Source organism: Ochrobactrum sp. A-1, assembly GCF_022488005.1.
Classification (GTDB): Bacteria; Pseudomonadota; Alphaproteobacteria; order Rhizobiales; family Rhizobiaceae; genus Brucella.
This window is the reverse complement of the sequence record NZ_JAKVQC010000004.1, coordinates 134,348-159,323: the sequence shown is the minus strand read 5'-3', so window position 1 is coordinate 159,323 and position 24,976 is coordinate 134,348. Positions and strand designations below refer to the sequence as shown.

Genomic DNA, 24,976 nt, shown 5'->3' with positions numbered 1-24,976 from the left:
ACTGTCCGCCGAACAAAGTTCTACCCGGTTCTCATGCTTGCGACGCACGAGCCAGTTCGATCACCTTGCGCCTCGACAGGTTGCGATTGAACCGCCGCCGGTTGAGCTTCAGGGCGATGAGGCACAGCGCATAAAGCCAGTGTTGGTTGGCTGCGGACCGCTGAAGCCCGACCCGGCCGCAGATCGCCTTCCAGCGCCAACCATGGGCTTTCATCCACACGATCCTGCCGTCGACCGGGTCGAGGTCGAAGGTCCAGGTCAGCGTTTCCTCCATCTGGCTGATGGCGGCGGGCGACGGGACGAGGCGCATCGGCTGCGGTTCCTGACCGACGAGGTCGGCGAACTCGTAGAAGTAATCCGGCCAGGTGTTGAAATATCCCTGCCGCCGCGGTTCGGGCAGACGGTTGAGAACTGCGGCGGCTTCCGCGAGCCGCTCCTCGACCATGCTCGGCGTCCAACCGCTCATCGCACACCGCCTGCGGTTTCCACCGCCCACAGCAACAGCGCGATGGCGTCGGCCTCGTTATCGTCGGCGGGACTGAAACCACGCGCACGGACCGCGGCAAGCACGGCCTCCTTGCCAGCATTGCCCTTGGCCGTCACGTGACGTTTGATCGTGCCGACCGGAACGCCCTGATAAGGCACGCCATGCTGCTCGGCCCAAGCGGTCAGCGTCGCCATCAGCCCGCCATAGACATGGGCAGCGTCGGTGCCGGCATGGCGGCGCACCTCCTCGAACCAGATCGCGGCCATGGGACCGGTGAGCCGGTCGATCTCGGCCAGCCAGTTGGCAAAGCGCAGATAGCGCATGCCGCCGCCATCGAAACGTCCGGGGCGTAGCGACAACGTGCCGCTGGTGATCAGACCGTCGGCGTCGCGCAACGCCCAGCCGGTGGTGGTGCCGAGGTCGAGGGCGAGAATCGGGCGATGATGCGCCATCATGACGGGCAGCGCGGGGATTGCGCTGCTGTTCTCAATGCGCTGAGTCGGTTCAGCCATGGGTGGTCTCCTTCTCGGGTTGGCTGCTGTGGTGGAGGACGACGGCGGTCATGTGCTTGGCGGTACGGGCCACCGTCGTCTGGTCGGGATCTTTGCGCTCACGGCTTGCGAGATGCCTTGCGGCGTAGAAAGCGATTGCGGCGTGCAACACCGGCGGCCGAGACGGCTCGCCCTGGACTATGATGGATTGAACAACGACGGTTGAGGTTGCCGACGGAGGTCTTGATGCCGGTGATGACCTCGAACGCGCGATCGCAATCTGCACAGTGGGACTGCCAGACGAGCAGCCAGGTCTGTTTTCCATCGCGTCGGACGTAGGGTCGGATTTCGAGCAGTTCGTATCGCTGTCCTTCGCGCAGCAGCACCGTGCCTACTTGTGGAGGATTGGAAAAGTTGAGCGCATGCACGACATGTCGCTGATTCATGGTTCACCTCTTACTGCTAACGGACGGAAGACACGCCGGACCTTCCCGAACCGGGCAGAGGGAGGAGGAGACGCCAGCGGCTACGCTGGGCGTCCTCCTCCCCACCCTGTAAGGGTGGGTTTCACCCCCACAACTTGAAAAGGTAGGCAAGTCTTTGTGATTGCTTGATAAAATCAAGTTGTGGAGGCGAGAAACGTTCAAGCCGTTCCCAACTTGAAGCTGCGTGTCACAGCGTGATGGTGCGCGGAAGATCAAAGGTAGTTGGGAAAGGCCTTCCCAACTTGCTGGCGCGCGAGCCTGCGAAATCGGCAGTGATGCAGCGCAGGTAGTTGGGAGAAAACTTCCCAACTCCCCCAACTTGAAGCTGCGCAATGCTGCGCAATACGGGACGCGGTGCCAGATGATCATTCGACACCCTCCGGATAGACCCATACGGTCGGGTTCTCGACCGGGAGCGCCGCGCCGCTTTGCGGACATTTGTAGATGGTCGGCAGCACAGGATTGAGAACGGGCACGATCTCACCCGTCTCCTCATCGGCGTCGGCTTCGCCGGTCGGAAACCTCATGCCCTCGACGCAGAGATAGCCAAATTTCGACCTTGAGGTGGGCAACCCGAACGGTGCGCCATCACGGACGAATTTGATGAAACCCTTGGTCGCAAGCACGCTGATCCGCTCCCGGATCGTGTCCTTGCCGCCGAGCCCGGCCTTGTTCTCGAAGGCTTCAGCGAATTGCAAAGCGGTATAAAGATGGCCGGAACGGGCCTCATCGAAGAGGAGTTGCAGGATCACATCGCCTTTGCGCACACGTTCAGCATCGTGCTTGGCGCCTACTTCTGCACGTACCAGCCGCTCGTTCATCGGGTTGAGTTCGACCCATCGGCCGTTGACCTTGTCGACGAGTTTTGCCGGCAACGCCGGGCCATTGCGCAATTCGATTTCCAGTCGCCGTTGGGATGACTCTTCGTCAGGGCGGTGCAGGATAAGGCCGGTGGTGTAGAAGCCACGCAGGGCGCTGGCGCCGGAGAGCGCGAGGAACGGGTCGTCCTTCACCTGTTGCTTGGAGAGCTTCCTGGTGTGGTGGATAAGAACTACGCCGCAATCGGGATCGATATGATCGCGCAGGGCCTCGACGCGATCCTTGAGGAAGAACATCATGGCGGCATTGTCGTTTTCGCCGCCACCATCTGGGCCACCGTCGAACAGGTTGCGGATCGGGTCGATGCAGATGATGTCTACGGGTTCGGCCGGAAAAGCGCGTCGGATCGCTGCGGCGACACGCACGCTGCCCTCGGCATCGAGCAGCATCTGCAGCTTCGGCGTGGCAACGAGATTGTCGCGCGCGGCGGCCAGCATGTCGGACGGCAACCCGATCTGCTGCATGCGCTCACGCAGGTAGTGATACTGGATCTCCGCCTGCAGGTAGAAGATCCGCAGCGGCCGCGGCGGCGTGAAGCCAAGAAAGGGCAAGCCCGCGGCCATGTGCACGAGCCAGGTGATCAACAGATCGCTCTTGCCGACCTTTGGTGCGCCGCCGAGCACCAGAAGGCCACCCGGCGTCAGCACGCGCGGCGCGATGATGTCGGCCGGCATTGGGGTGGTGTCGTCAAGCAGCGCGCCGAGCGTGAAGGTGGGAAGCTCGTTCGGCGCGGGTGCCGCGCTGTCGAGGCGGACCAGCGGGGGACCGTGCTTTTCGACATGGATGGACCAGAGCCGCTCCGACTCGCGCTTCAGCCGCTCCACCGGCCAGGCAGGCCGCAACATGGCGGCGTTGTATTCACAGATTGCCTGCCAGCCTTCGCCCTTCGACAGCCGGCCGTCGTGCACCATGCGGATGTAGTGGCCGATGGCGGCCGAGGCGCCCTCGAAGCGCGACCAGTCATCCTGCGCGCCCTCGCGCACCGGGGTCACCAGCACATCGGCGACGGCCGGCTTGTCAGTTACGGAAAAGTCAGGCTGGAGCGAGATGCCGGGCGCCGGCGGCATGTCGGCGACGGCCTCGATGAATTCCTCGAGATCGCGCTCGAGATCGGCATTGAGCGCGACGATGCGCACCTGCGTCTTGAGGCTGTTCTTGTAATAGACCGAGCCGGCCACCCGGATCGGCTGATGCGGCGATCGGAAATGTGTGTCGCCGCCGACCTTGGCGGCAATGTCACCACGCAAACGGCAGATGCGGGTGATATCGTGGCCTTCGGCCGGCTCGGTCAGCTTCCACCAGACATGGGCCTTGCGCTGTCCATCCGGTGTCACGCCGCCGCTTTCCACCACCATGGTGGGAGAGCCGAGATGGCGCTCGAGATGGGCGCGCTTGGCGGCAATATCGCCGGTGTCGATGTCGACCACCACTGTCTGCATCTGCACGATGTCGCCGGCCTTGGCCTGGCCCTTGGCGGCGACGGTGCCAGGGATGACATAGACGGCCGCGCCTTCGCGGCCGGCCCAACTGGCGAAGGTCGCCATCTTGTCGGCAACCGCGTGGTCGGCTTCGATCCAGATGTTGTGGGGGCGGCCGTCAAAGCCCTGACCCTTGTCGATGAAGCTGCGGACCGGGATCAGGCCTTCGCAGTAGCCGAAGACGACCTCCATGAACCGGGCGATCTGATCCGGGTCCGGCTCGTCGCCGAACAAGTCAATCTGGCAGGGCGCGTCGTTGAAGTCGCGCCATGGATTGAAATGGACAATCTCGCCGCTGACGGGCGGCTTCGGGGAGCCGGTCATGTCGTCGTCATGCTCGTCGCTCATACGGGTTGCTCCCAGCAGTGCTTGGCCCATGGGCAGAAGCGGCATTCGAAGAAGTCAGAACTGGTGGCGATGCGCGGCAGCAGTTCGCCAGCATCGGTTGCCTGCAGGATCCGCACGGCGCGATCGCTGGCGGTCTGAGCGCGCCCGGCATCGAACGGCACCAGCTCGTGGTGGAGTTCGGCAGTATCCTTGTTGATGGCGGTGAACAGCGCCGGATTTGTCGCGATGCCGGGAACCTGCGGGTCCATATAGGCCTGATAGACCGCGATCTGGGCGGCATAGACCGGCTTCGACTTCGCCACGCCCTCCTTGACGCAGGCGCGCCAGTTCTTTGCGTTCATGGTCTTGCATTCCCACAGCGCGGGAACGGCGAAGCCAGAACCTTGTGGTCCGGCAGCAATGATGCCGTCGACATGACCGCGAATGCGTCCGCCTGCGACAGAAAAGCCGAACTGTTCGCCGTCGGGTCGGTTGCCCTTGCGCGTATAGAGATCGAAGCCGGCGGCGCGCAGCCACTGGATAGCCAGATCCTCGAGCTGGTGACCGATGGCGAAGATGCGCAGCGTCTGGCCGGTAAAGCCGGCGCCGTCGTCCTTGGGCGTCGCCGTAAACTCGAACTGCAGGGCGCGCTCGCAGGCAACACCGAGACGAGAGCCGCCAAGGTAATCGCGCGGCGGCGTGGCCTCGTTCTCGGCGACAAGTGCTGCATCGATGGCTGTGTTGATGTGGTCGGCGAAGCCCAGGCGGCGATTATAGTCCAGCATGATCGCCTCCCTCGTAGCGACGGTGCGCGCGCCCGTGGCAGATCGAGCACAGCCATTCGACAGCGAGTGGCTGCGAATAGTCGTGGTGGTGAGCTTCGAGTTCGGTCACACAGCCGCAGCGCTGGCACCAGACGGGCACGATGATCCGGCAGCTCAGAATCGCTTTCCTGACAATGCAGTGGGCACGGTGCTTTTCGGCATGCCGCGTGCGGTATCGGCGTTGTGCTTCGCGATGTCGCTTCGGATCCCTGCAGTTCTGAGCGTAGATTCGTTGGTACTCACGCCGGCAATCTCGACACCAGCTCTGTCGACCGTCCGCGCTCAGCTTCCGACGACCAAATTCGCCGAGGTCCTTTTCGACGCCACATTTTGTGCAGAGTTTCATCAGAACGGCACCTCCGGAACGAGGGTGGGATTGGCGGCGGCGTGTTCACGAAGCGCGTCCTGGAAACCGGTGGCGGTCACCTCGATCAGGGTCAGCACCTGCTGTTCGGAAAGATCGGCAAGCCGGGTCTGCCAGCCGATCTCCTCCATGATCTCGGCGACCGGCTTCATGGCGCTGCGGATCGCTGCCTGTTCGGCTTCGGTCGGGTCGATCATCATGCCGCCCTCGCCAGGTCCTGTCCGTCCGCGCCGAAGACCAGGCTGCGGATGGCATTGCGGTTGAACTGGAAGGAGAGCAGCGCCGAAGCCTGATAGCGGGTCAGCCCGAAATCGTGCCGGTAATCGGCCGGAAGGTACGCCAGCTGCCGGTCGGTGGGCGGTTGCGACAGCCAGCGCCGTGTCTTGTGGGCGCTCTCATCGGATTCGTGCTCGTTCAGCCAGTCGTCGGCGGCGGCCAGGGACACCATGCGCTCACCGATCGAGAGCAGGCGCGGCTCGATCCCTTTCGCCGCGCCGACCGCGTACCAGCGGCCATTGAGGAAAAAGACACCGGCCCACGCGGAGAAACCGTTGGCCATCAGTGCTGCATCGTCACCGAACAGGTCACACCACTGGAAGCTGGAGCGCTTGAGGAGATCGATCTCCGACATGACGAAATCGCCGAGCGGAACATTGCCGCCGTCGTCGCCGATGCTGTCGAAGACAAAACCGCAAAGCGGGCATTCCTGACAGCCGAGCGGGATGTCCGCCTCGCATTGCGGGCAGCATTTGGTCAGCGCTTCGCCGGAGGCCTCGTGGCCGGCGAGATCGACCTCCTGCTCGAGAGAGCCATGCATCAGGCTGGCGGTGCCGAAATCGAGCACAACGCAGTCGGTCTTGACGACGCCCGGATGTTCGTTGGGATCGACGGTTCTCAAACCCCGACCGACCATCTGGATCATGGTCGACTTGTATGAGGACGGGCGCAACAGCACGACGCAGGAGGTCGGCGGGTGGTCCCAGCCTTCGGTCAGCACGGCGACATTGACGACGACCTGGACGTCGCCGGCAGCATAGGCGGCAAGCGCCGCCTGGCGCTCGCCATCAGCCATCTCGCCATGGACGAGAACGGCTGCGACACCGGCCTCGTTGAAGGCATCGGTGGCGCTGCGGGCATGGTCGACCGTCGAACAGAACACCACGGTCTGCCGCCCGGCGGCCTTCTCCTTCCAATGTCGGATGATGGCATCCATGACCGGCGCGCGGTTCATGATGCGCTCGACCTCGCCCATGTCGAAATCGCTGGCGGTCTTGCGCACCCTGGCCAGTTCGTCCTTCACGCCGACATCGATGACGAAGGTACGGGGCGGCACCAGATGGCCGGATCGGATCAACTCGCCGATGCGGATCTGATCGGAGACATTGGAGAAGACCTCGCGCAGGCCCTTGCGATCGCCGCGATTGGGCGTGGCGGTGACGCCGAAGATGCGGCAGGACGGATTGCGCTTCAGCGCCTCATCGATGATGCGGCGGTAGCTGTCGGCGGTGGCGTGGTGTGCCTCATCGATGACCAGCAGGTCGAGCGCCGGCATGCTGGCGAGGTTGGTGCTGCGCGACAGCGTCGGCACCATGGCGAAGGTGACCCGGCCGCCCCAGGACTTTTGGCCGGCATCGACGACCGAGGTGGAAATGGTGGGGTTGACGCGAGCGAACTTGTCGCGGTTTTGAGCGGTCAATTCATCACGATGGGCGAGCACAGCCGCCTTTGCGTCCGTATCGCCGATCATCTTGCCAGCGACGGCCGACAACATGATGGTTTTGCCGGCACCGGTTGGTGCAACGCCGAGCGTGTTGGCGTGGGTGTCAAGCGCAGACAGGCTGCGCTCGACAAAGAGTTTCTGGCGGGGACGAAGCAACATTGCAGGGCCCTCGCTCTATTGTGCCCAGGACGGGCGCGATGAGGGAGAAGTGCCCTGCTGCTTGGCTTCGGCATAGGCATTGTTCTGCGCAACGCCAGCCTGTGCGGTGTTGGTCTGCGGTGTTGCCCTGACCAGGCCCATGATCGCAGCGTAGTCCTTGTGATCGGGCGTCACGGCAGCACGGACTTCATTCTTGTCATCACCGTTGGCATCCGTGCCAATGTCGATGCGGGCGACAAATTCGAGCCCGTCGAGATCGGCAAAGCCCGAGATGCGGCGTGCTGCCTGTGCCGCCTCGCTTTGGTCCTTGTCAGAAAGGCCACGAGCGGAGTTGAGCATGCCGCGCACGAACGCCCGGCCCATATTGGCCCAATCCGGACCCTTTGGGCTGTAAAGGCCGATCAGCGTGAAGATCTTGCGGCGGGCGTATTGACCCTCCAGCACCGTGAACTCGCCGTTGAGATAGACAGCGCCGGTCGAACCGCGCGTGGCATAGCCACCGGTCCAGCCCTGCGAGGGGTCGTCGAAACCGCCGGGGCGGATGGTGAGCTGCACCTTGGCGAGCGTACCCTTGGGGATCAGGTTGGTGTTGGTCTGTGCGTCGTTGAAATCGTTCCATGCCGACATGGGTCAGGCTCCTTGTTCTTGAGCTGTGGTGGAGGAGGTTTGGGAAGGGGTGGTCGCCGAGGGCGCGGCAAAGGCCTGGCGCGCCGTGCTGCGGATCTTGTCCATCAGCCGGCCAAGATCGGGCTGTTCGATCATGTCGAGCCGGCCGGAGCGGTCCTTGGCCGGAAAGCCGAACGGGTTGAGCGTCTGGCAAACGAAAGCGCGGTAGGGCTTACCTTCATCGTCCTTTAGTTCGACCATGCTGATGACTTCATCGACGATGCCGGGCAGTTCGAGGTTGGTCTTGGAGCCCTCGATCTGCGGAACGAAGACCTTGCGATTGAAGTCGTCGAGCTTCTCGTCGAGAATGCCGACAAACCAGATGTTCTTTGAGCGCGTGTGCTGCAGATGCGTCAGCCAGGCGATCATCTCGCGGCCATGCAGGCCGTAGGCGCCGCGAATGTCAGGCTTGCCGGTCTTGTCGGAGAACGCCTCCGGCTGGCCCTTGGCCCATTGGAAGCAGAGCCGGCCGGCAACAGTGATCGAATCGATGAACACCGTTTGGTAGCGACTGAGCTGGGCCGGATCACCGAGCCGGGCGACGACCGCATCAAAATGGGCCTGGCTATAGGCCTGATCGTCGCGCAGCGCCGGATTGGGGCCGCCAATGAAAACTGCGAAGTCGCGGCATTCATCCCAAGTGTGCGGACGGATCGTATTGCCGGCCCAGCCCTCGATGGCGAGATCACCGGCTTCCAGATCCATGAACAGTGTGGTGGCGGGATCAAGCGTCCACAGCAGCGAGGTCTTGCCGATGCCGGACTTGCCGAAGATGCAGCCCTTGATACTGCGCGGTGCTGCCATCCGTTCGTCGATGGTGATAATGGGAAATGTGCCGGTCATTGCGCACCCCCATTCAGCTCAAGCTTTACCTTGAGCGCGCCGGTCCTGACGGTACGGGCGGGTTCAAAGATCTGGCGGGTCGACCCGGGCCAGGCGGTATATTTGCGTTCTGGCACCTTGAAGCTGACATCGACATATTCGGCAGGATCGTCGCCGGCGGCGCTGATGCGCTCAACCAGAGCGGCCAGCTGCGCCTGGTCCCAATCGACGCGCTTTGGCAGGTCGGCGATCACAGTGACTGCGCCATCATCAAAGCGGACGGTCCCAGTGTCCTTGCTCGCCTCCATGCGTGCCGTCACGATGCGGTCGGTGTATTTGAGCGCGATGGCGCTATCGAGCCAGTCGCTGATTGCCTTGGCACTACGCAGCGCCTCATTGGCTGCATCCTGTAAAAGGGCGAGTTGTTCGGCCGGCAGTGCAACAATTGCGCCAATTTGCATGTTACGCAGATCGCCAAGGGTGATGTGGTTGGAAATCATCATCATCCCCCTACGCCGATGCCTGATAACTGCGACCGCGGGTGCTTTGGCGGATCTGCTCCGCTTCAAACGCCTCGACATCCTCGAGGCGATAGACGACGCGGCCGCCGAGCTTGACGTATTGCGGGCCTTCACCCGTCCAGCGCCAGCGTTCCAGCGTGCGGTGCGAAATGTTCCAGCGAGCGGCGAGCTCGATCTGGGAGAGGTGTCTGGTAGCCATCTTGTTCTCCGTGGTTGTATGAGAAAACCTGCGGAGAGGATGGAGTAGGATCAGGCTGGTGTCGTCGGGATGGAAAGTGGATCGTTAGGGGATCAGAATCACCGTTTCATACGCACAGAGGGGGATGGACAAGGGGATGGCAGGCGGATGCTGCCCACATCCAGATGCACAAAAGCCCGGCGGAACCGGGCTTGAGACAGGGGGATCAGAAGAACCGGATATTGAGACGATAGCGGCCGCGCCGGTCGGACTGGATCAGCTTGCGCCATTCCGGCTGTGTCTTGAACAGGTCCGACAGACGCGTGCAGGAAGAGCCGGCTTCGGCCAGCACTGCCTTGCCATGCTGCCAGGGGAACCCGCGCATGGCAGCATCATGGAGAATGCGCACGACCCGCGCCTGGATCTGCCCGAGCATGAAGGTCTGTTCGCCGAGAGTGATCTAGCTGAAATCGTGCCGTTGCTCGAAGACGATTCCGGATGTTCGCTGCGTGCCGCCCAGACCATGCCTGGCTTCGGCGCGGTCGCGCTCCTCGCGTCGGACGACCAACTCGTCCTTGCGGATCATGATCCCGTCCTCGGGTCGCAGCACGACGCAGTACCGATCCCTTGGCGCATCGAATCGATCGATGCGCAGCGCGCCCTCGTGAAACAGCCGGTAGGCGTCATGGGTGCGCAGGTCCTGGAGCCCGTGAAAGGGAGCCTGGCTGTGGGGGATGCTGCACCACTGGCCCTCGTCGACCTCCTCGTAGCTGCCTTGCTCGAGGTGGACGCCATAGAGACGAACCGACACCTTCAGCAGGCCATTCTCGGCCAGATAGACCAGGTCCCGCTGCGGCACCTCCCAGCGCTCTTCCAGTTCCTCCAGCGCGAAATAGTCCTTCTCGATGGTCGCCATTCTGCGCACCCCTGCCCAAAATATCGTTCTTGTTATGTTCTATTTGCTTGACGCGGATGAATCAATCCATTTTAATCCACAAAATCCACATTACGGACCGGATCCATGACCATCACGCTTGCCGAACGACTGAGAGCCCGAGCCGAGCAGCTGGGGCTGAACGCGCGCGAGGTGGCCGAACAGGCGCGCGTCAACCGGTCCTTCGTCTATGACATCATGCGCGGGCGTTCGGAGCGGCCGAACCTCGAAAAGCTCGACAAGGTCGCCGCGATCATCAAGGTCGATCGCAACTGGCTCCTGCATGGCAAGGGCATGATCGAGGGGGATGAGCCGGTCATGGAAGACGAGGCGGATGCCTTCGTGGCAATCCCGTCGGTCCAGGTCACGGCCTCGATGGGCGGCGGCAAGCTCGTCGCGGACGAAGTGGAGAACGGCGAACCCTACCATTTCCGGAGCTCGTGGATCACACATCGCCTGCGCGCCAATCCGGCAAGCCTGCGCATCATGCATGTCGAGGGCGACAGCATGATGCCGACCTTGCACGACGGGGACGTCGTGCTGGTCGACCTTGCCCGCTGCATGCCGACCCCGCCGGGCATCTTCGTGCTGTTCGACGGCATGGGTCTGGTGGCCAAGCGGCTGGAGCATATCCCGAACTCTGAGCCGCCGCGGGTGCGCATCATCTCCGACAACACGTTCTACAGCCCCTATGAGCGCACGGCCGAGGAGATCAGGATCATCGGGCGCATTCGCTGGTTCGGCCGGGAGATCTGATCTTGATCGTGTTCGAGGAAGTGGTCGATGACGATCCGGCGCTCGTGCACTCGCCAATGGTGCGGGCAATGGAAAAGACCTTCGCCTATATCTACGAGCACGGAGCGATCCCGCTGACGCCATCAAAAGCCTTCAAACGCAGCTTCGTCCACTGGGCGGCCGCCGAGTTCGAATGGCCGGGCTATCTGGAGGCCGACCTCTTCGCCATCAACAAGGTGCTGAACGAGATCGACTTCGGTCCGCTGATGGACCTGCACGACCTGATGATTGCCCTGAAGATCGGGCGTCACTCCAAGGGCCAGTTCACGCTGACCAAGGCGGGCCAGTCCTTGGTTGGTCATCCTGGCCGGCTGTTCGGCATCATCACACCGTTCTATCTCTTCGAAGTGGACCACCTGCAATTTGCACGGCGGCCGGAACGATTGCCGGGCAATTGGGACATCTTCCTCAATGTGCTGAATGTCGAGGTCGAGAATGGCGCGACCGCAACGGAACTGCGCCACACGCTCTATGGGCCAAAGGGCGAGTCAGAACGCTTCGATATGATCCTCAGCAACCTCTATGTTCAGGTTCTGCGTCCGCTATGCTGGACGGGGCTGTTGCGAGAGGATCGCGTTGAGGGCGCGCGACGATTCGATGATGGCCTGTTCACCAAGACGTCACTGTGGCGCACGGCGCTGCGCCTGGACACCGACAGGGACGTGCGGCCGGCAACGCACCACTGAGCAGGCCGTGCCACCGCGTAACGTTATCGCCCTACTGCACCTTGTCGACGTTGCGCCGTGGTGGCAGGGAGGGACTTCACGGGCGGCGTCTGCGGCCCACCATATCCGGAACCGGCATGGTAACAGGCCGTAAGGCAGTCGTTGCCGTTGATGGGGCTTGTTGAATACGAGATGATGCGGTTTCCGTTGTCGCAGATGCAGGAATAGAGATAATGCTTACCAAGGGACGGCGAGGATGCCTGCACTTTCTCAATCCGGTAGGCCGATGCCGTAGTGGCGGTGGCAATGAGGGCTGCCAGCATGGCAGTGACTTGTACGACGCGCTTCATGTGTTCCTCCCGAGCCATAAGATGTGGGCAGTGTAGGTCGGGCAATCTGAACCGCCGCTGAACGAGCGCCATCCAGTACTCATGATTGCGTACTAACCTGACAAATAATTGATTGTGCTTGTGTTTTCATGATTTCCACGTACCGTTCGCTTATCAGGATTGATTGCGAACGGTCTCATGCACGACGTTTCCTCCGCCCCCAACCCCTTGTCGCCCGACCGCATGTCGGCGGATGAGCGGCTTGGCGAACTCGGCCAGATTCTCGCCATCGGGCTGAAGCGGGTTCTGTCCGAACAGTCCAGTCATTTATCTGCTGCCGGCAGAGAAAGTTCATTCGACATTCTCGCCCTCAAACGCCGTGTTGGTCGTCGCAAACTGAGCAACCGAGTTGGAGAGTGACGATGCCGGCAATGACGAAACGAAAGCACATGGACGCCGCCGTGGCGGACATGCCAATGCTGACCAGGCTGGCGGCGCTGAAGCGCATGTCGGTCAGGGAACTGAAAGCCGAATGGGAGGCCTTGTTCAACACGCCAGCGCCGAACAACAGCCGCGGCTACCTCGAGATGCGGCTGGCCTGGCGCATCCAGGAACTGACGCTGGGCGGTCTTTCTCGCGAGACCCGCAAGGTGCTGGACCTGCTGGCCGACGAGATCGACGGCACATCCGATCGCAAGGCGATTATTGCCGACCCGCGCAATCCGGTCATCGGCACGCGGCTAGTCCGCGAGTGGGGCGGGATCGAACATACCGTCACCGTGATGCAGGACGGTTTTGACTGGCAGGGTCGCCGCTTCAAGTCGCTGTCGGCTACAGCACGGGCGATCACCGGCAGCAACTGGAACGGCTACCGCTTCTTCGGCCTCCGCGAAGCGAGGAAGGGCGACCGATGAGCCACCATCAGGAAGCCGTCGCGCCCGTTCAGCGTCGCTTGCGCTGCGCCATCTACACCCGCAAGTCGAGCGAGGAAGGGCTCGACATGGAGTTCAACTCGCTCGACGCCCAGCGCGAGTCCTGCGAGGCCTATGTCGCCAGCCAGCGCTCGGAGGGCTTTGCCGCCATCCGCGAACGCTATGACGATGGCGGCCATTCCGGCGGCACGCTGGAGCGGCCGGCCCTGCAGCGGCTGCTGGCCGATGTCGAAGCCGGGCTGATCGACGTCATCGTCGTCTACAAGATCGACCGCCTGTCGCGCTCGCTGATGGACTTCGCCAGGCTGGTGGAAATCTTCGACCGCAATCAGGTGACCTTCGTGTCGGTCACCCAGTCGTTCAACACCACCACGTCGATGGGGCGACTGACGCTGAATATCCTGCTCTCCTTCGCCCAGTTCGAGCGGGAGGTGATCGGCGAACGCATCCGCGACAAGGTCGCGGCATCCCGCAAGCGCGGCATGTGGATGGGCGGTCACGTCCCACTGGGCTACGACGTGCGCGACCGCAAGCTGGTGGTCAACGAGGCCGAGGCCGCGACGGTCCGGATGATCTTCGAGCGCTTCGTTGCCATCGGCTCCGCCACGACGCTGGCGAAAGCGCTGGCGGCCGAAGGCGTGCTGAACAAGCGCGGCAAGCCGATCGACAAGGGCTTCCTCTACAAACTGATCAACAATCGGGTCTACCTCGGCGAAGCCGTGCACAAGGGCACGGCCTATCCGGGCGAGCACGAGGCCATCATCGATCAGACCCTTTGGGACAAGGTGCACAGCATCCTGCAGGAGAGCCCGCGCCTGCGGGCGAAGAATACCCGCCGCCAGACGCCGGCCCTGCTGAAGGGGATCATCTTCACCGAGACGGGCACGGCGATGACGCCGACGGCGACGAAGAAGGGCACGCGCCTCTACCGCTACTACGCGTCCATGGACCTGATCCGAAACCGCCCGACCGGCTACGCCTCAGGCCCCCTGCGCTTGCCCGCCGGCATGGTCGAGGACGCCGTCGTCGGCGAAATCCGCCGTATGATCCGCGCGCCCGAAGTCGCAGCGCGGACCATAAAGGCCATTCGCGACGAGAGCTCGACCGTCGATGAGAAGGCGGTCGTCCAGGCGCTCGGCGAGTTCGATCAGCTCTGGGCGGCGCTATATCCCGCGGAGCAAACCCGCATCGTCCAGCTTCTGGTCGAGCGGGTGACCGTCGGCGAAGACGGCATCGCCGTCGATCTTCGCCATGAGGGGCTGAGCTCGGTCCTGCGGGACATGATGGCCGCCCACCAGACGGAGGCCTGTGCATGACCGACTCGACGAAGACCATCCGGGTCGTCATCCCCCTGACGATCCGCAAACGCAATGGGCGGCCGAAGATCCTCCCGCCCGACGAGGTGACGATCCGGGACGGCCGGTCGCAAGACCCTCATGTGCTGCGCGCCATAGCCCGTGCCTGGAGCTGGCGGCGGCAGCTGGAATCCGGTGCCGCTTCCACCATTCAGGATATCGCCGCGGCCGAGAAGGTCTCCGACCGGTTCGTGAGCCGCATGATGCGGCTCGCCTATCTGTCGCCGGAGGTGCTCGAACACCTCGTCACCAGGCGCGTACCACCGGCGCTCTCGCTAAACGATCTAGCCGCTGTCGCCGACCAGCCGTGGGCGGAGCAGTTTGAGACAATATTCTATTAGCCTGTCACGACCTATGAATCAGCGAGCAAACCAAAAAGGGTTCGCCGATTGACCCGCAGCTGCGTTCGCTAAGCCTCTGCGTCGCCCCGGATGACGCCTGCAATGATGGGCATCATTCATTTGGCGCGGATAGGATTCCCCAAACAGTTTTGATGTTTGACATATCATTATCGAATTTGGTTATATCGATTATCGTGTTTCAGGATATACCGATGATCACTGGTCCCCAAATGCGCGCCGCGCGTGCTCTTCTCGGTATCGACCAGAAGACCCTCGCAGAACTAGCCGGGCTTTCCGTGCCGACGATCCAGCGGATGGAGGCCAGCACCGGAAATGTGCGCGGCGTCGTCGACAGCCTGACCAAGGTCGTGGCGGCACTCGAATTCGCCGGTGTCGAACTGATCGGAGAAGGCGCGGCCAGCCCGGCTGGCGGACGAGGCGTACGACTGAAGGCGCCTCCGCCAAAACACTGATTCCTCTCAATCCGCGACGGCGACCGCCGACATCAGGCCGACGATCCCGCCGCTTCCTTCCCAAAGGTGCGGCCACAGATGAAAGACCAGACCACCAGACAGAGCGATACTCCGAGCTTCGCCGAGCTCTTCACCCCGAAACTAGTTACCGTCCTGCGGGAAGGCTACGGGCTGACGCAGTTGCGCACGGACGGCATCGCCGGGTTGACCGTTGCCATCGTGGCGTTGCCACTCTCTATGGCGATCGCCATCGCGTCCGGCGCGACGCCGGCGCAGGGGCTCTACACGGCCATCGTCGGCGGTTTCCTTGTGTCGCTGCTGGGCGGATCGCGCTTCCAGATCGGCGGGCCGGCCGGGGCCTTCATCGTGCTGGTCGCCGCCACCGTGGCCCAGCACGGGATGGAGGGGCTGATCCTGGCCACGTTCCTCTCGGGGCTGATGCTCGCGGTCGTCGGTTTCCTGCGCCTGGGCACCTTCATCAAGTTCATTCCCTTTCCGGTCACGGTCGGGTTCACGGCGGGGATCGCGGTCATCATCTTCGCCAGCCAGGTCAAGGAACTGTTCGGCCTGACGCTGACGCATGAACCGGGCGAACTGCTGGAGAAGATCCCGGCGCTCTGGGAGGCTCGGGACAGCCTGACGCCCGCGGCGTTCGGCCTGTCCGTGGCGACCGTTGCGATCATCCTAGGGCTGCGGCGCTGGCGTCCGCACTGGCCCGGCATGCTGATCGCCGTCGGCCTTGCCGCGGCAGCGACGGGATTGCTGGCGCTGCCGGTGCAGACCATCGGCACGAAGTTCGGCGGGATACCTTCGTCGCTTCCGGCGCCCCAGCTTCCGACCCTCTCGATGGAGGCCATCCTCGCGGTCCTGCCCGCCGCCATCTCCTTCACCCTTCTGGGCGCCATCGAGTCGCTGTTGTCAGCCGTCGTCGCAGACGGCATGACCGGCCGCCGCCACCGCTCGAACTGCGAGCTGGTGGCGCAGGGTGCGGCCAATATCGGGTCGTCCCTGTTCGGCGGCTTCTGCGTGACCGGCACCATCGCGCGCACGGCAACCAATGTCCGCGCCGGGGCGCATGGCCCGGTGGCCGGCATGCTGCATGCCCTGTTCATCCTCCTGTTCATGCTCGTCGCGGCGCCGCTCGCTTCCTACATCCCGCTGGCGGCGCTCGCCGGTGTGCTGGCCGTCGTGGCCTGGAACATGATCGAGAAACCGGCTATCGCGATCCTCGTCCGCTCAGGCTGGGGCGAGGCGACAGTCCTCGGCGCCACCTTCTTCCTCACCATCTTCCGCGACCTGACCGAGGCCATCGTCGTTGGCTTCGCGCTCGGATCGGTCCTCTTCATTCATCGCATGAGCCGGACAACCTCGGTTGCGACGGACAGCGCCTTCGTCGGCCGCGACGAAGCCGACACGGCCCACCCGCGCGGAGCGTACCACGAGGAGCAGGCCGCGAACCCGGACGTGGTCATCTACCGGATCACCGGTGCGCTCTTTTTCGGCGCGACGGCCTCGATCGGATCGGTCCTCGACCGCATCCAGGATACCCATAAGGCACTGATCGTGGACTTCTCGGCCGTGCCGTTCCTCGACTCGACCGGCGCCAACATGATCGAGGGCTTGGCCCACAAGGCGCACAAACAGGGTGTAACGCTCTGGCTCACCGGCGCCAAACGCGACATCCAGCGCGTCTTCGCGACCCACGGGCTGAAGCGCCCACTGGTACACTATGCGACCACGATTGAGGATGCGCTGGAAAAGCTCCGCAAGGTAACGTGGCCGATCAGTCCGTGAACACAGCTGATGACTGTGTGTTCAAGGGAAACATCGAACCCGGCTGCCAGAAGCCAAAGCACCGGACAGAATTCGGGCGATTGCGGGCCCCCCCCCCGTCGTCCCGCTATGAAACGCCTACCGCGTGTTTCCCCAGCGGCCTCGCCAACCGGAAGAACGCCCGCTGAATCCATTGTCGTCGGACCTGAGAAACCGGCTGAAAACGCTGGCTTTCGCGAAGCCGAACCGCTCGGTGCGAGGTTCGCTCGGTTAGAGACGAAGGGCCGTTCAGAGACGGAAATTGGACACGGCGCCAGTCTCCAAGGTTCGGGCGCCTCGGCTAAACACCTTTGAAACAAAAAGAAATTTTGGCCCTGATTTCCCGTTGCGGCGAGTTCGTTACATGATAGTGGCGGGCCATGCGGGATAGCGATGAGAACTATGTCTACTCTATAGCCCTCTATGCCCCTCCAAAATAGGAATGAGGGGAAGATAGAGCTGCGTCACAGTCATTCGATGAGCGTTCCGCTCTAGCTACCGGCATGGGCCGCGTTAGGCCCATCCTCCAAGCTCAGCAGCGACCTTGACGAAATAGCTCGGAATATGCGCGAGCACCGCGCGTACAATCTCCTCTTGCTGGCAAGCTGCGCGGACGCCGCCGCGGTCGACGACATTTCCCCAGACGAGACCGAGAATGCTCGCGACATGCCTATCTGCGAACCCGGCCTCGTGAAACGCAATCGCCGCGCGATCAGTCAGGCCGTATTTAATCTGCTTTTGCAGCAAGCTGACGCCCGTGTGCAGTGCGTCGTCCAGGTCCTCGGTCAGGTCAGCTATCGATGCAACGATCATCGCAACATCGTAGCCGAAGCCGCTCTCGCACAGCGCGACAGCATCTTCGACGGTGACATAGTCACGCCCGACCCGAACTCTTGCCTCAGCCAATATGTCGAAGATCACCGCATAGGATCTGCCCGCCACCCACTCCTCAAGAGAGCGCGGAACTACATTCTGATCGCTAATCGCCTGGATCGCGCGGGACGTGGTGAAACGGAGTGCCAACGGAGAGATTTCGGCGAACAGGCGGTTCTCTTGGACTGCGGTCTGCAGGGTTTCAAGGTTCTCAGTCAGCCAAGTTTTGAGTTCTGCAACCGCCGCAGGCGGTAGGGGCGACCGTCGAATAAGCGCGCGCTGGTCGCCATCGGTGTTGGCCGTGATCGAATCCCCGATCGACCGAAAGACTTCGACGAGACGAACCCGCGTCTCCTCGTCAGCGAGGTGATAAGCCAATGTATTAGCCGCAAGTTCACCGATCCGCGCTGCGACGTCCTCTCCCTCGGCAAAGGTCATGTTGGCAACGAGGAAAGCGGCGATATTCTGGACAGCGCGGGCGCGACCTTCGATGAACCGGCGGAATTCCCGTTCGCTGATATTAGGTTGCGCCGCGAGCGCTGCGGCCACGACCTCATCTATCCGGGCGGCATCGGCGAAGGCGAGATCGAGCCAATCGGGCGGAATCTCTTGTACGATCGGCGGTTGGCGCTGCTGATACGCATCGAACAACGCCAGGATCGAGCTGCGAGAGGGTTCAGAGTTTCGGGCGTCGAGAAGTTCGGTTGCGCGGTCCCACGTCCATCGGCCGCGAAATTGCTGCCGCTGATCGTAGATGGACGGGGTCGAGAAGATGACACTGCCCTCGGTGTGCATCCCCGCGCGACCGGCACGACCCATCAGATTGTGGAAGTCGCGCACCAGGATCTGTTCGCCACCTTGGCGCGTCGATGTGATGATCAGATATTTGAGCGGAAAATTGACCCCTTGCGCCAAGGTCGAGGTGCAAATGACAAATTTCGCCATACCTTCTTTCATGGCGTGTTCGATCGCGAGGCGGATACCCTGCGGTGTGTCGGCGTGATGGGCGAATATTCCAAGCGCTGCCGCGCGGGTCGCTGACACGCCGGCTCCGAGTTCGACTTCGCAGAGCGCTCGGATCTTCTCCACCTCGGCGGCGTCCGAGGTTTCAATCGGCCATTCCAAGGCGACGCCGCGCTCGACGATTTCGACAGCGCGCGAGCAAATCTTCGTCACGCTGTCTTTTCGGCCGCAGAAGATCGCAACGCTACCGTTGCGCACCACGTGTAGGCCGAGGAACAGACCGACGTCACCGCCGGTTTTCTCCGGAAATCTGCGCTGGGCAGTTTCTTTGCCGCGGAGCGGCAGAGCGATGTCGGTGATAATGCGAGGCACAAAATATTCTCGCTCGGCCGGATCCTCCGGTTTCACATATTCGAGTCGCCCGCGTTGATCCTGCCAGCTCGCAAAGGCGATGCTTTTCGTCGTCGGTAGCAGACCGTCGGCGCCGACAACCGCATCAGCATCGCCGATCAGCCATGCAGCGATATCCGGCGCGTTGCCGATCACGGCAGAGATGAGAATGATCTGGGTTTCAGCGGGTAGCGACATGCGCAGCGAAGTGAGGAGGAGTTCGTAGGTCGGCCCCCGAGTCATTCCGTCGAATTGATGTCCTTCGTCATAGATCACCAATCCGATCCTCTGGGCTAGGTCCGGAGCCCGGCGCAGCATATAAAGGAGCTTTTCGGGCGTCACGATGAGCACCGAGTCTTCGGCGAGCAGCGCATCTAGCGCGAGGTCGAATTGATAGGCGTCTGATGCTTCGTCCAGGCGCACATTCTCACCGGAAAAGGCCGTTACCAGGTCGCCCCGGATGTCGTGGCATAGCGAACGATAGGGGGCGACGATCACTGCAAGGTGTGCTCGACCGGATAGAAAGGCCGATCGAATGATGATTTCGGTGGCGCGCGTCTTGCCAGCGCTGGTCGGCATTTGAATGACTACGGAACGTCCAGCGAACACGCCAGCATCCGCGATCCGCTGCTGAGCAGGCCAGAGTTCGATCGGAAAATGCGACTTCGCGAGCGCTTGGCGCCAAGCGTCCGGCGCCAAGCCTGATGCTGTTGGCAGGATCGTCCGGGCAGAATTTCTGAGCTTGAGCGCACACAAGGCGCCAGCAATGTCGGCGTAGAGCAATTCGCGCGGTGAGCCGGATCGGTGAAAATACTCGCGAATTCTGCGGCACGCTTCGGTAATGCCATCCGCCCCGGCCTCGAAGCTGAAATAGCCGGCTAGCGCCTGGAGAAGCTCAGTCGTCGCCGCTTGATGAGCATGGACCGCCTCGGTCGGAACGAAGCTGTTTTTGAGGATGCTGTAGACGAGATGACCAAGCCCCCCCGCGAGGTCGAGGCCCGGCTCCATCATGTGCCGAATGATTACCGTCGCGCTGCCGACATTCCCCGCGATGTAATATGCCGCTGCGCACAGGAGAGAAAATTCGGTGTCTAAGTCGGCATCGAGTTGCGCGTTCAAATACGCATCGAAGAAAACTGAGGAAAAGCGTAGCACATCTTGCGGGTCCTCATCCAACTCGTCCCAGCCGGGCGGTTGAGGAAGCGCGGCCGGTGCGACTCCTGCACCTTCGAGCGTATCTGCGACGGCGGCCGCAACATCTCCCAAGATGCCGATCGCCAATGAGAAGAGTAGCGACGGGTCGCGCGGCAACGCATTGAAGTCCGCTGGCGCGACGCGAAACTCGTGCATCTTTGCCCGTGCTCGCGCAGTGGATAGGATGGTGAGCGCGGTCGCCTCAGGCCTCATCGGCTGCCCTCTCGTAAAGCGTATGCACGAGCTTCATCAGTGACGGTCCGCGGATAACCAGAAGGCGCAAATTCTCGTGGTTAAAATGAGCCGCACCGTTGGTCGCCGCCATATCGGTCTCGGCGAAGACGGCCTCGTCGAGAATGGCGGTCGCTCCGTTGATCCGGCGAAAGGGTCGGTCGGCCTCGTTTTGGAAGCGCTCGACCTTCCGGGCATCGCCCATTTCGCCCCGATCGAAGAAGCGGCGCTTAATGGCATTGAGGCTCATGCCCTCGCGAAGTCTGTCCTTTACGCTGTCATCGATCGCATCCTGGAGCCGGTTCGCGCCGGACGCAGACATGCCAGATTTGGACTCGAAGATAAAAAGCTCGTCGGCCGGACCGGGGTTGTCCTCGTTCGCGAACTTGAACCCGATAACATCGCAACCCTTTGTCGAGTCATTTCGGTTCCAGCGATCCTGGTAGCGCAGCTCGCGTGGACACCAATATCCTAGGAAATATTCGATGAAGTCGGCGACGACGATCTCGCCAAAATCTCCCGATCGGAGGCTCGGTCCGGGTGCCACCTTCGCATCGGGGAATAGAATGGTCCTTAGATAATCGGGATGGCCGAGTCCCGTTCCGCCAGCCATGAACGGTAAATCGGCATCGGCGATGTAGTGGTTGCGGAAATGCCGAGCCCAGTTTGAAAGGATTTCAGCGTCATCTTGCGGATTTAGTTCCCATATCTCGATTTCACGGCCACACGCCGTTGCCTGACGCTCTCCAGTATCGACCAGCCAGTTCAGATAGTTCGGTGCCGTCACAGTATGCCTCCCCCAAGGCCGATAAATAATATGGCGTACATTCGAAGCCGTCTTTGAAATGCAGAATGCGCGCGCCTCTTACACGGTATAATTGAATTCAAATTTCAGAATTAGTTCTTAGCAATACCGTCGCTTCGGTTCGTTTTCAATTTTCAGAAACCTTCTCACATGAACAACCGATAAGGATAAACATTCCGAGGTAGGTCGGGGACATTCGCTATCGTGCGGGCCAGTTTCTGCGAATAGCGAATGCTAACCGGCACAGGGTCGTAAAGCGCGTCGTTGTTCCAATCCATCTTCGTGAGGGCCAACGCCTCGTGGGCTGTGAGTTCAAGTGGCCCGCTACCGGCATGCCGGATCAGCTGCAGCGGCCGGGGGATGCTCTTCTTGCCCTGATAGTAATCGCCTTTGGTTGAGACCTCGGGAGCATTGCCCGCCACCCATATCAAGGCAGAATTGCCCGTGCGGATCACCATCGTCCCGCGCGGTACGGGAAACCCCGAAGGTTTTGACGGCGGTTTCTCTACGCCCGACTTGATGAGCCAGACGCCGCGCCAGCACGATGCCGAACTGACCTCGACGCACTCTATTTCCGCTACGCCGGTAAGCGCATCGAACGCGCCCTCGATTTCAGCTTCCTTGAACGCGGTCGTTTTGTGAATGACCATGCGTTTTGGTAGGTTGCCGCCATTGCGTCCCTGATAGAGTTCCAGGCTACGGGCGAGGACCGCGCGCATGTCGTCGCGACTTAGAAAGGGGTTCCGGCGGGCTTCGGCCACGTCGGCCACCGGGTCTCGCGCCTCGAACGCGACGAACTGCATGCCGCCACCATCCATGTCGAAGACCTGCGAGCAGCACGTCACATAATGCGCATCTTGTTGGTCACCGCGCAGGGCATAAGCCAACCCGATGTAGGCGGTGTCCGCCGGCACACCTTTCAGCGGCGCGAGCTTCCATGGCGTGCCCCCAGCCTTCACATACAGTGCGGTTGAAAGACGCCAAGCGAGCGAGGCCTTAAAGCTGAAGTTGAAGACGCGATCGTTCAGAACCTGGGTCGGAATATTATACTTGGCGCCCAGAGCCTTCAGCACGTCGTGCGCGTCAAAGAATTTTCCGCGTGTCGCCGTGTCCCAGTTGTCGGGAAAGTGGACCAGCACAACGTCGAACTCGTTGCGAACGGCGTCGAGGCGGCGGAGCGCGGCATCCATTGCGAGGTATAGGCGATGCTGCGCGTTGCCGTCACCCGGTAACTGGTCGAGGTGCTCAGGCCACTTGATGTGCGCGCTCGCTGGCGCGGGATCGAGCGACACGCGGAACAGGCGCTCGAAACCGGGATATTCCGGCACATATTCTGATCTGTCGGAAGGCCGATGCACGCCGCGCAACAGCTTCATCAGATCGCCACGACGATGGAAAGCGCTCTCCGGGCCAACCGTTGCGATTCGAATGCGGGGAGTGTAGCCGCTAAACGATCCTTTCGAATACGGCCCGAAGTTCAGGAGGCCGCGCAATGGATGGACATCTACCTGGGTGGCATCGGATGGGGAAAACGACAGGTCCGGCTCATCCAAGAGCGTGAATGGCGGCAACTCGGTGAGGGCTGGGTTCGCCATCATTTGCTCCTGTCGAAGTAGGTATGGTGATGCGACGGTCGGCTAAACCCTGTAACGGGTGACACCTTGAACACGGCATCAATGCCAATGCCGTCTTCGAGTCCGAAAGCGCTTCGAAGCGTGCCGCCCGTCTCCGTCAGAAGCTGGGCCCAGGCCCCGATAATGCTGGCCCAATTCCTGTTATAGCGCGGAGCCCATCGTTCCCGGCGCCAGTCACCGGCAGGATCACCTCGTCGCTCGGCTTGGATGCCCATTTCGGCCGCAGCTTCTTGCGCGACCAGATCCTCCGCACCTTCCGTTTGTGGAGTGTCTTGTCGGGGCAACTGGACGAACGTGTAAGGCTCGAAGCCGCACCACCACTTTCCATCGACCTGTTCCAGCTTGAGCTGGACACCCTCCTGAAACGGGAAGCCGAGCTTGGGCACTGTGCCAAACAGACTGGTGCCGTAGGCATCGCGCAGCCGGGATAGGGTTTGTTGCTGACGCCGCGTTCGATCAGGATCATCGCCGTCGCGCGGTGTTGCAATGACGAGCGAATGGCCCGAACGCCTGTAGCGTGGGATGAGCGGGCGCTGTCGGGCGAGAGATCGCACGAGCGTGTCGTAGAGCAATCCCGTCGCCCAGCTATCAGCGACCGGATCTAGGTCGATCGTTCCTGCGAGCGATGGGCCAAGCAGAGCCAAGGCATCCAGAGTTTCCTGGTCACGCCCGAACACCGCTAGCTCACGCCCCAAAGCGGCCGCCGTCGCCCGACATCCCTTCGCCTTGAAGATCTCGCGCACCTCTGCCGATGTTGTCGGTTGGCTCAACCTGATGCGCCTGGCCGCGGTCGGCATCGATTGGAGCAGAATTGCCGAATAGCGCAGCACCGGGAATGCGCGGGCTTTGGCATTTGGAATCTGAACGGGTACGAGACGCGGCGTAGGTCGCCCTTCCATCACCCGATCAAGAAGCGGCTTGGGTAAATCGGTTACCTTGATGATATCGGCAGCCAGTTCGTCGAAGGTCGCGCACTCAACGACGGCCACATCCACGCCAGCCGCTCCGGCGCGCTTTAGGAATTCGATCACTGCGGGCAGTAAACGCGAAGCTGACGACGTGAGCCAGTACAGTCCGTTCGGGAATGGCGAAGGCGCATCGAGAACCGTATTCAGCGCCTCAATGATCGAAGCGTCGCGTCCGCTATAGCCGACGAAGATCATTCCGAAGCGCTTGCCGGATTCTACCAGCACATGCCGCATCCGGGCGTCCTGTTCCTCTAGTTCCGATCCCGTGTTCTTAATCGCGATCGACTGATAATCACCGTGGAGCTTAGCGACCAACGGCCAGTCCGATTCATTAAGGCACCGCATGGCACGGTCGGCGGAATCGATCGCAGCCACAGTCGGACGGTTCTGGCCGTCTATCGGAAGGATCGCATTTGCCGAATGCGCCGACTCCTCGATAAGCGGATCGAAGTTCGTGGTGAAGACGCTATCGACCTTGCCAGCAGCCATAAGACTGCCAAGCACCTTATGTCCAAAACAGGGAGTGCCCTTGGAGATCGCATCGTCTATATACTGTCGGCGATGCCGAGCCTCTGGATAGACCGCTTCGAAGGCCTTGGCATATTCTGTAGGATCACCGTCAGGTGGCAACAGCGAGTTTTGGCGGAAAAAGGCATCGATCCTGTCGATCCAGATCGGGTCAGCGGTATCGATCTCGCGCTTTGACAGGTTTGTTTCGCGACAAAAGATTTGCGCCTTGAAATCGCGGATCATGGCATAGCCAGTCGGAATGCCGGAGGCGGCCGATGCGCCTGCGCCGAGGAACCAGGCCACAAGATTTGGCCTGAGATCGAACGCTGTCGCGAATTGTGCGGCGGAGATAGTTTTTATCGGCACAGGCT

General features: G+C 61.8%; 26 protein-coding genes. 8 read left to right on the top strand and 18 right to left on the bottom strand.

All coding sequences use genetic code 11. From position 1 onward, the window contains the following. Nucleotides 1-31: 31 nt before the first annotated feature. The 13 genes from MKS82_RS10235 to MKS82_RS10175 form a co-directional block, all read right to left on the bottom strand. On the bottom strand, nucleotides 32-466 hold the full coding sequence (locus tag MKS82_RS10235) for a DUF6362 family protein (RefSeq protein ID WP_240578731.1): 435 nt from the start codon (nucleotides 464-466) through the stop codon (nucleotides 32-34). Next, entirely contained in the window at nucleotides 463-942 is a 480-nt protein-coding gene (locus MKS82_RS10230) for a crossover junction endodeoxyribonuclease RuvC (protein ID WP_240579020.1), read from the bottom strand. The genes MKS82_RS10235 and MKS82_RS10230 overlap by 4 nt, the downstream gene beginning before the upstream one ends. 155 nt (nucleotides 943-1,097) lie before the next feature. Beyond that, nucleotides 1,098-1,424 (bottom strand): hypothetical protein, encoded by a 327-nt coding sequence (locus MKS82_RS10225; RefSeq protein WP_109988921.1) that lies wholly within the window; start codon nucleotides 1,422-1,424, stop codon nucleotides 1,098-1,100. A gap of 404 nt (nucleotides 1,425-1,828) precedes the next feature. Next, nucleotides 1,829-4,168 carry an AAA family ATPase gene (locus MKS82_RS10220; RefSeq protein ID WP_240578730.1) on the bottom strand — a complete coding sequence of 780 codons (2,340 nt, stop codon included), beginning with the start codon at nucleotides 4,166-4,168 and terminating at the stop codon, nucleotides 1,829-1,831. Beyond that, on the bottom strand, nucleotides 4,165-4,932 hold the full coding sequence (locus MKS82_RS10215; protein ID WP_240578729.1) for a hypothetical protein: 768 nt from the start codon (nucleotides 4,930-4,932) through the stop codon (nucleotides 4,165-4,167). Before MKS82_RS10215 ends, MKS82_RS10220 begins: the two co-directional genes overlap by 4 nt. Nucleotides 4,933-5,316: 384 nt before the next feature. Beyond that, entirely contained in the window at nucleotides 5,317-5,535 is a 219-nt protein-coding gene (locus MKS82_RS10210; RefSeq protein WP_200952443.1) for a DUF6511 domain-containing protein, read from the bottom strand. Next, nucleotides 5,532-7,214, bottom strand: coding sequence for a DEAD/DEAH box helicase (locus tag MKS82_RS10205; protein WP_240578728.1), 1,683 nt, complete (start codon nucleotides 7,212-7,214; stop codon nucleotides 5,532-5,534). Before MKS82_RS10205 ends, MKS82_RS10210 begins: the two co-directional genes overlap by 4 nt. A gap of 15 nt (nucleotides 7,215-7,229) precedes the next feature. Further along, nucleotides 7,230-7,841 (bottom strand): hypothetical protein, encoded by a 612-nt coding sequence (locus MKS82_RS10200; protein WP_100651836.1) that lies wholly within the window; start codon nucleotides 7,839-7,841, stop codon nucleotides 7,230-7,232. A gap of 3 nt (nucleotides 7,842-7,844) precedes the next feature. Continuing rightward, nucleotides 7,845-8,723, bottom strand: a complete 879-nt coding sequence (locus tag MKS82_RS10195; protein ID WP_240578727.1) for an ATP-binding protein — start codon at nucleotides 8,721-8,723, stop codon at nucleotides 7,845-7,847. After that, entirely contained in the window at nucleotides 8,720-9,208 is a 489-nt protein-coding gene (locus tag MKS82_RS10190) for a hypothetical protein (RefSeq protein ID WP_240578726.1), read from the bottom strand. The genes MKS82_RS10195 and MKS82_RS10190 overlap by 4 nt, the downstream gene beginning before the upstream one ends. 4 nt (nucleotides 9,209-9,212) lie before the next feature. Further along, complete coding sequence (locus MKS82_RS10185) at nucleotides 9,213-9,422, bottom strand: helix-turn-helix transcriptional regulator (protein WP_240578725.1); 210 nt, start codon at nucleotides 9,420-9,422, stop codon at nucleotides 9,213-9,215. 205 nt (nucleotides 9,423-9,627) lie between these two features. Then, nucleotides 9,628-9,837 (bottom strand): hypothetical protein, encoded by a 210-nt coding sequence (locus tag MKS82_RS10180; protein ID WP_240578724.1) that lies wholly within the window; start codon nucleotides 9,835-9,837, stop codon nucleotides 9,628-9,630. 24 nt (nucleotides 9,838-9,861) lie between these two features. Next, a complete protein-coding gene (locus MKS82_RS10175; RefSeq protein ID WP_240578723.1) occupies nucleotides 9,862-10,317 on the bottom strand; it encodes a hypothetical protein in 456 nt (151 codons plus the stop codon). A 105-nt stretch (nucleotides 10,318-10,422) separates the two neighbouring features. On the opposite strand from MKS82_RS10175, the gene MKS82_RS10170 reads away from it, so the two are divergent. Further along, on the top strand, nucleotides 10,423-11,091 hold the full coding sequence (locus tag MKS82_RS10170) for an XRE family transcriptional regulator (protein ID WP_109988929.1): 669 nt from the start codon (nucleotides 10,423-10,425) through the stop codon (nucleotides 11,089-11,091). Nucleotides 11,092-11,093: 2 nt separating this feature from the next. Then, nucleotides 11,094-11,816: a hypothetical protein gene (locus MKS82_RS10165; RefSeq protein WP_109988930.1), complete on the top strand. Its 723-nt coding sequence runs from the start codon at nucleotides 11,094-11,096 to the stop codon at nucleotides 11,814-11,816. 23 nt (nucleotides 11,817-11,839) lie between these two features. On the opposite strand, the gene MKS82_RS10160 is transcribed toward MKS82_RS10165, so the two are convergent. After that, nucleotides 11,840-12,145, bottom strand: a complete 306-nt coding sequence (locus MKS82_RS10160; RefSeq protein WP_109988931.1) for a hypothetical protein — start codon at nucleotides 12,143-12,145, stop codon at nucleotides 11,840-11,842. A gap of 177 nt (nucleotides 12,146-12,322) precedes the next feature. On the opposite strand from MKS82_RS10160, the gene MKS82_RS10155 reads away from it, so the two are divergent. From MKS82_RS10155 to MKS82_RS10130, 6 genes are all read left to right on the top strand, one after another. Then, nucleotides 12,323-12,544, top strand: coding sequence for a hypothetical protein (locus MKS82_RS10155; protein WP_240578722.1), 222 nt, complete (start codon nucleotides 12,323-12,325; stop codon nucleotides 12,542-12,544). Nucleotides 12,545-12,546: 2 nt separating this feature from the next. Beyond that, on the top strand, nucleotides 12,547-13,038 hold the full coding sequence (locus MKS82_RS10150) for a DUF2924 domain-containing protein (protein WP_240578721.1): 492 nt from the start codon (nucleotides 12,547-12,549) through the stop codon (nucleotides 13,036-13,038). After that, complete coding sequence (locus MKS82_RS10145) at nucleotides 13,035-14,372, top strand: recombinase family protein (RefSeq protein ID WP_240578720.1); 1,338 nt, start codon at nucleotides 13,035-13,037, stop codon at nucleotides 14,370-14,372. The genes MKS82_RS10150 and MKS82_RS10145 overlap by 4 nt, the downstream gene beginning before the upstream one ends. Continuing rightward, nucleotides 14,369-14,752 carry a hypothetical protein gene (locus MKS82_RS10140; protein WP_240578719.1) on the top strand — a complete coding sequence of 128 codons (384 nt, stop codon included), beginning with the start codon at nucleotides 14,369-14,371 and terminating at the stop codon, nucleotides 14,750-14,752. Before MKS82_RS10145 ends, MKS82_RS10140 begins: the two co-directional genes overlap by 4 nt. 212 nt (nucleotides 14,753-14,964) lie before the next feature. Next, nucleotides 14,965-15,225, top strand: a complete 261-nt coding sequence (locus MKS82_RS10135; RefSeq protein ID WP_176024571.1) for a helix-turn-helix domain-containing protein — start codon at nucleotides 14,965-14,967, stop codon at nucleotides 15,223-15,225. Nucleotides 15,226-15,303: 78 nt separating this feature from the next. Continuing rightward, nucleotides 15,304-17,019 (top strand): SulP family inorganic anion transporter, encoded by a 1,716-nt coding sequence (locus tag MKS82_RS10130; RefSeq protein WP_240578718.1) that lies wholly within the window; start codon nucleotides 15,304-15,306, stop codon nucleotides 17,017-17,019. A gap of 531 nt (nucleotides 17,020-17,550) precedes the next feature. Here the strand turns inward: MKS82_RS10130 and MKS82_RS10125 are convergent. The 4 genes from MKS82_RS10125 to MKS82_RS10110 all read right to left on the bottom strand — a co-directional run bounded on the left by MKS82_RS10125 (nucleotide 17,551) and on the right by MKS82_RS10110 (nucleotide 24,971). Then, on the bottom strand, nucleotides 17,551-20,613 hold the full coding sequence (locus tag MKS82_RS10125; protein ID WP_240578717.1) for a DEAD/DEAH box helicase: 3,063 nt from the start codon (nucleotides 20,611-20,613) through the stop codon (nucleotides 17,551-17,553). 46 nt (nucleotides 20,614-20,659) lie between these two features. Next, on the bottom strand, nucleotides 20,660-21,475 hold the full coding sequence (locus tag MKS82_RS10120) for a Hachiman antiphage defense system protein HamA (protein WP_240578716.1): 816 nt from the start codon (nucleotides 21,473-21,475) through the stop codon (nucleotides 20,660-20,662). A 164-nt stretch (nucleotides 21,476-21,639) separates the two neighbouring features. Then, nucleotides 21,640-23,088: an argonaute/piwi family protein gene (locus MKS82_RS10115; RefSeq protein WP_240578715.1), complete on the bottom strand. Its 1,449-nt coding sequence runs from the start codon at nucleotides 23,086-23,088 to the stop codon at nucleotides 21,640-21,642. Then, a complete protein-coding gene (locus MKS82_RS10110; RefSeq protein ID WP_240578714.1) occupies nucleotides 23,088-24,971 on the bottom strand; it encodes an SIR2 family protein in 1,884 nt (627 codons plus the stop codon). Before MKS82_RS10110 ends, MKS82_RS10115 begins: the two co-directional genes overlap by 1 nt. Between the last annotated feature and the right edge of the window lie 5 nt (nucleotides 24,972-24,976).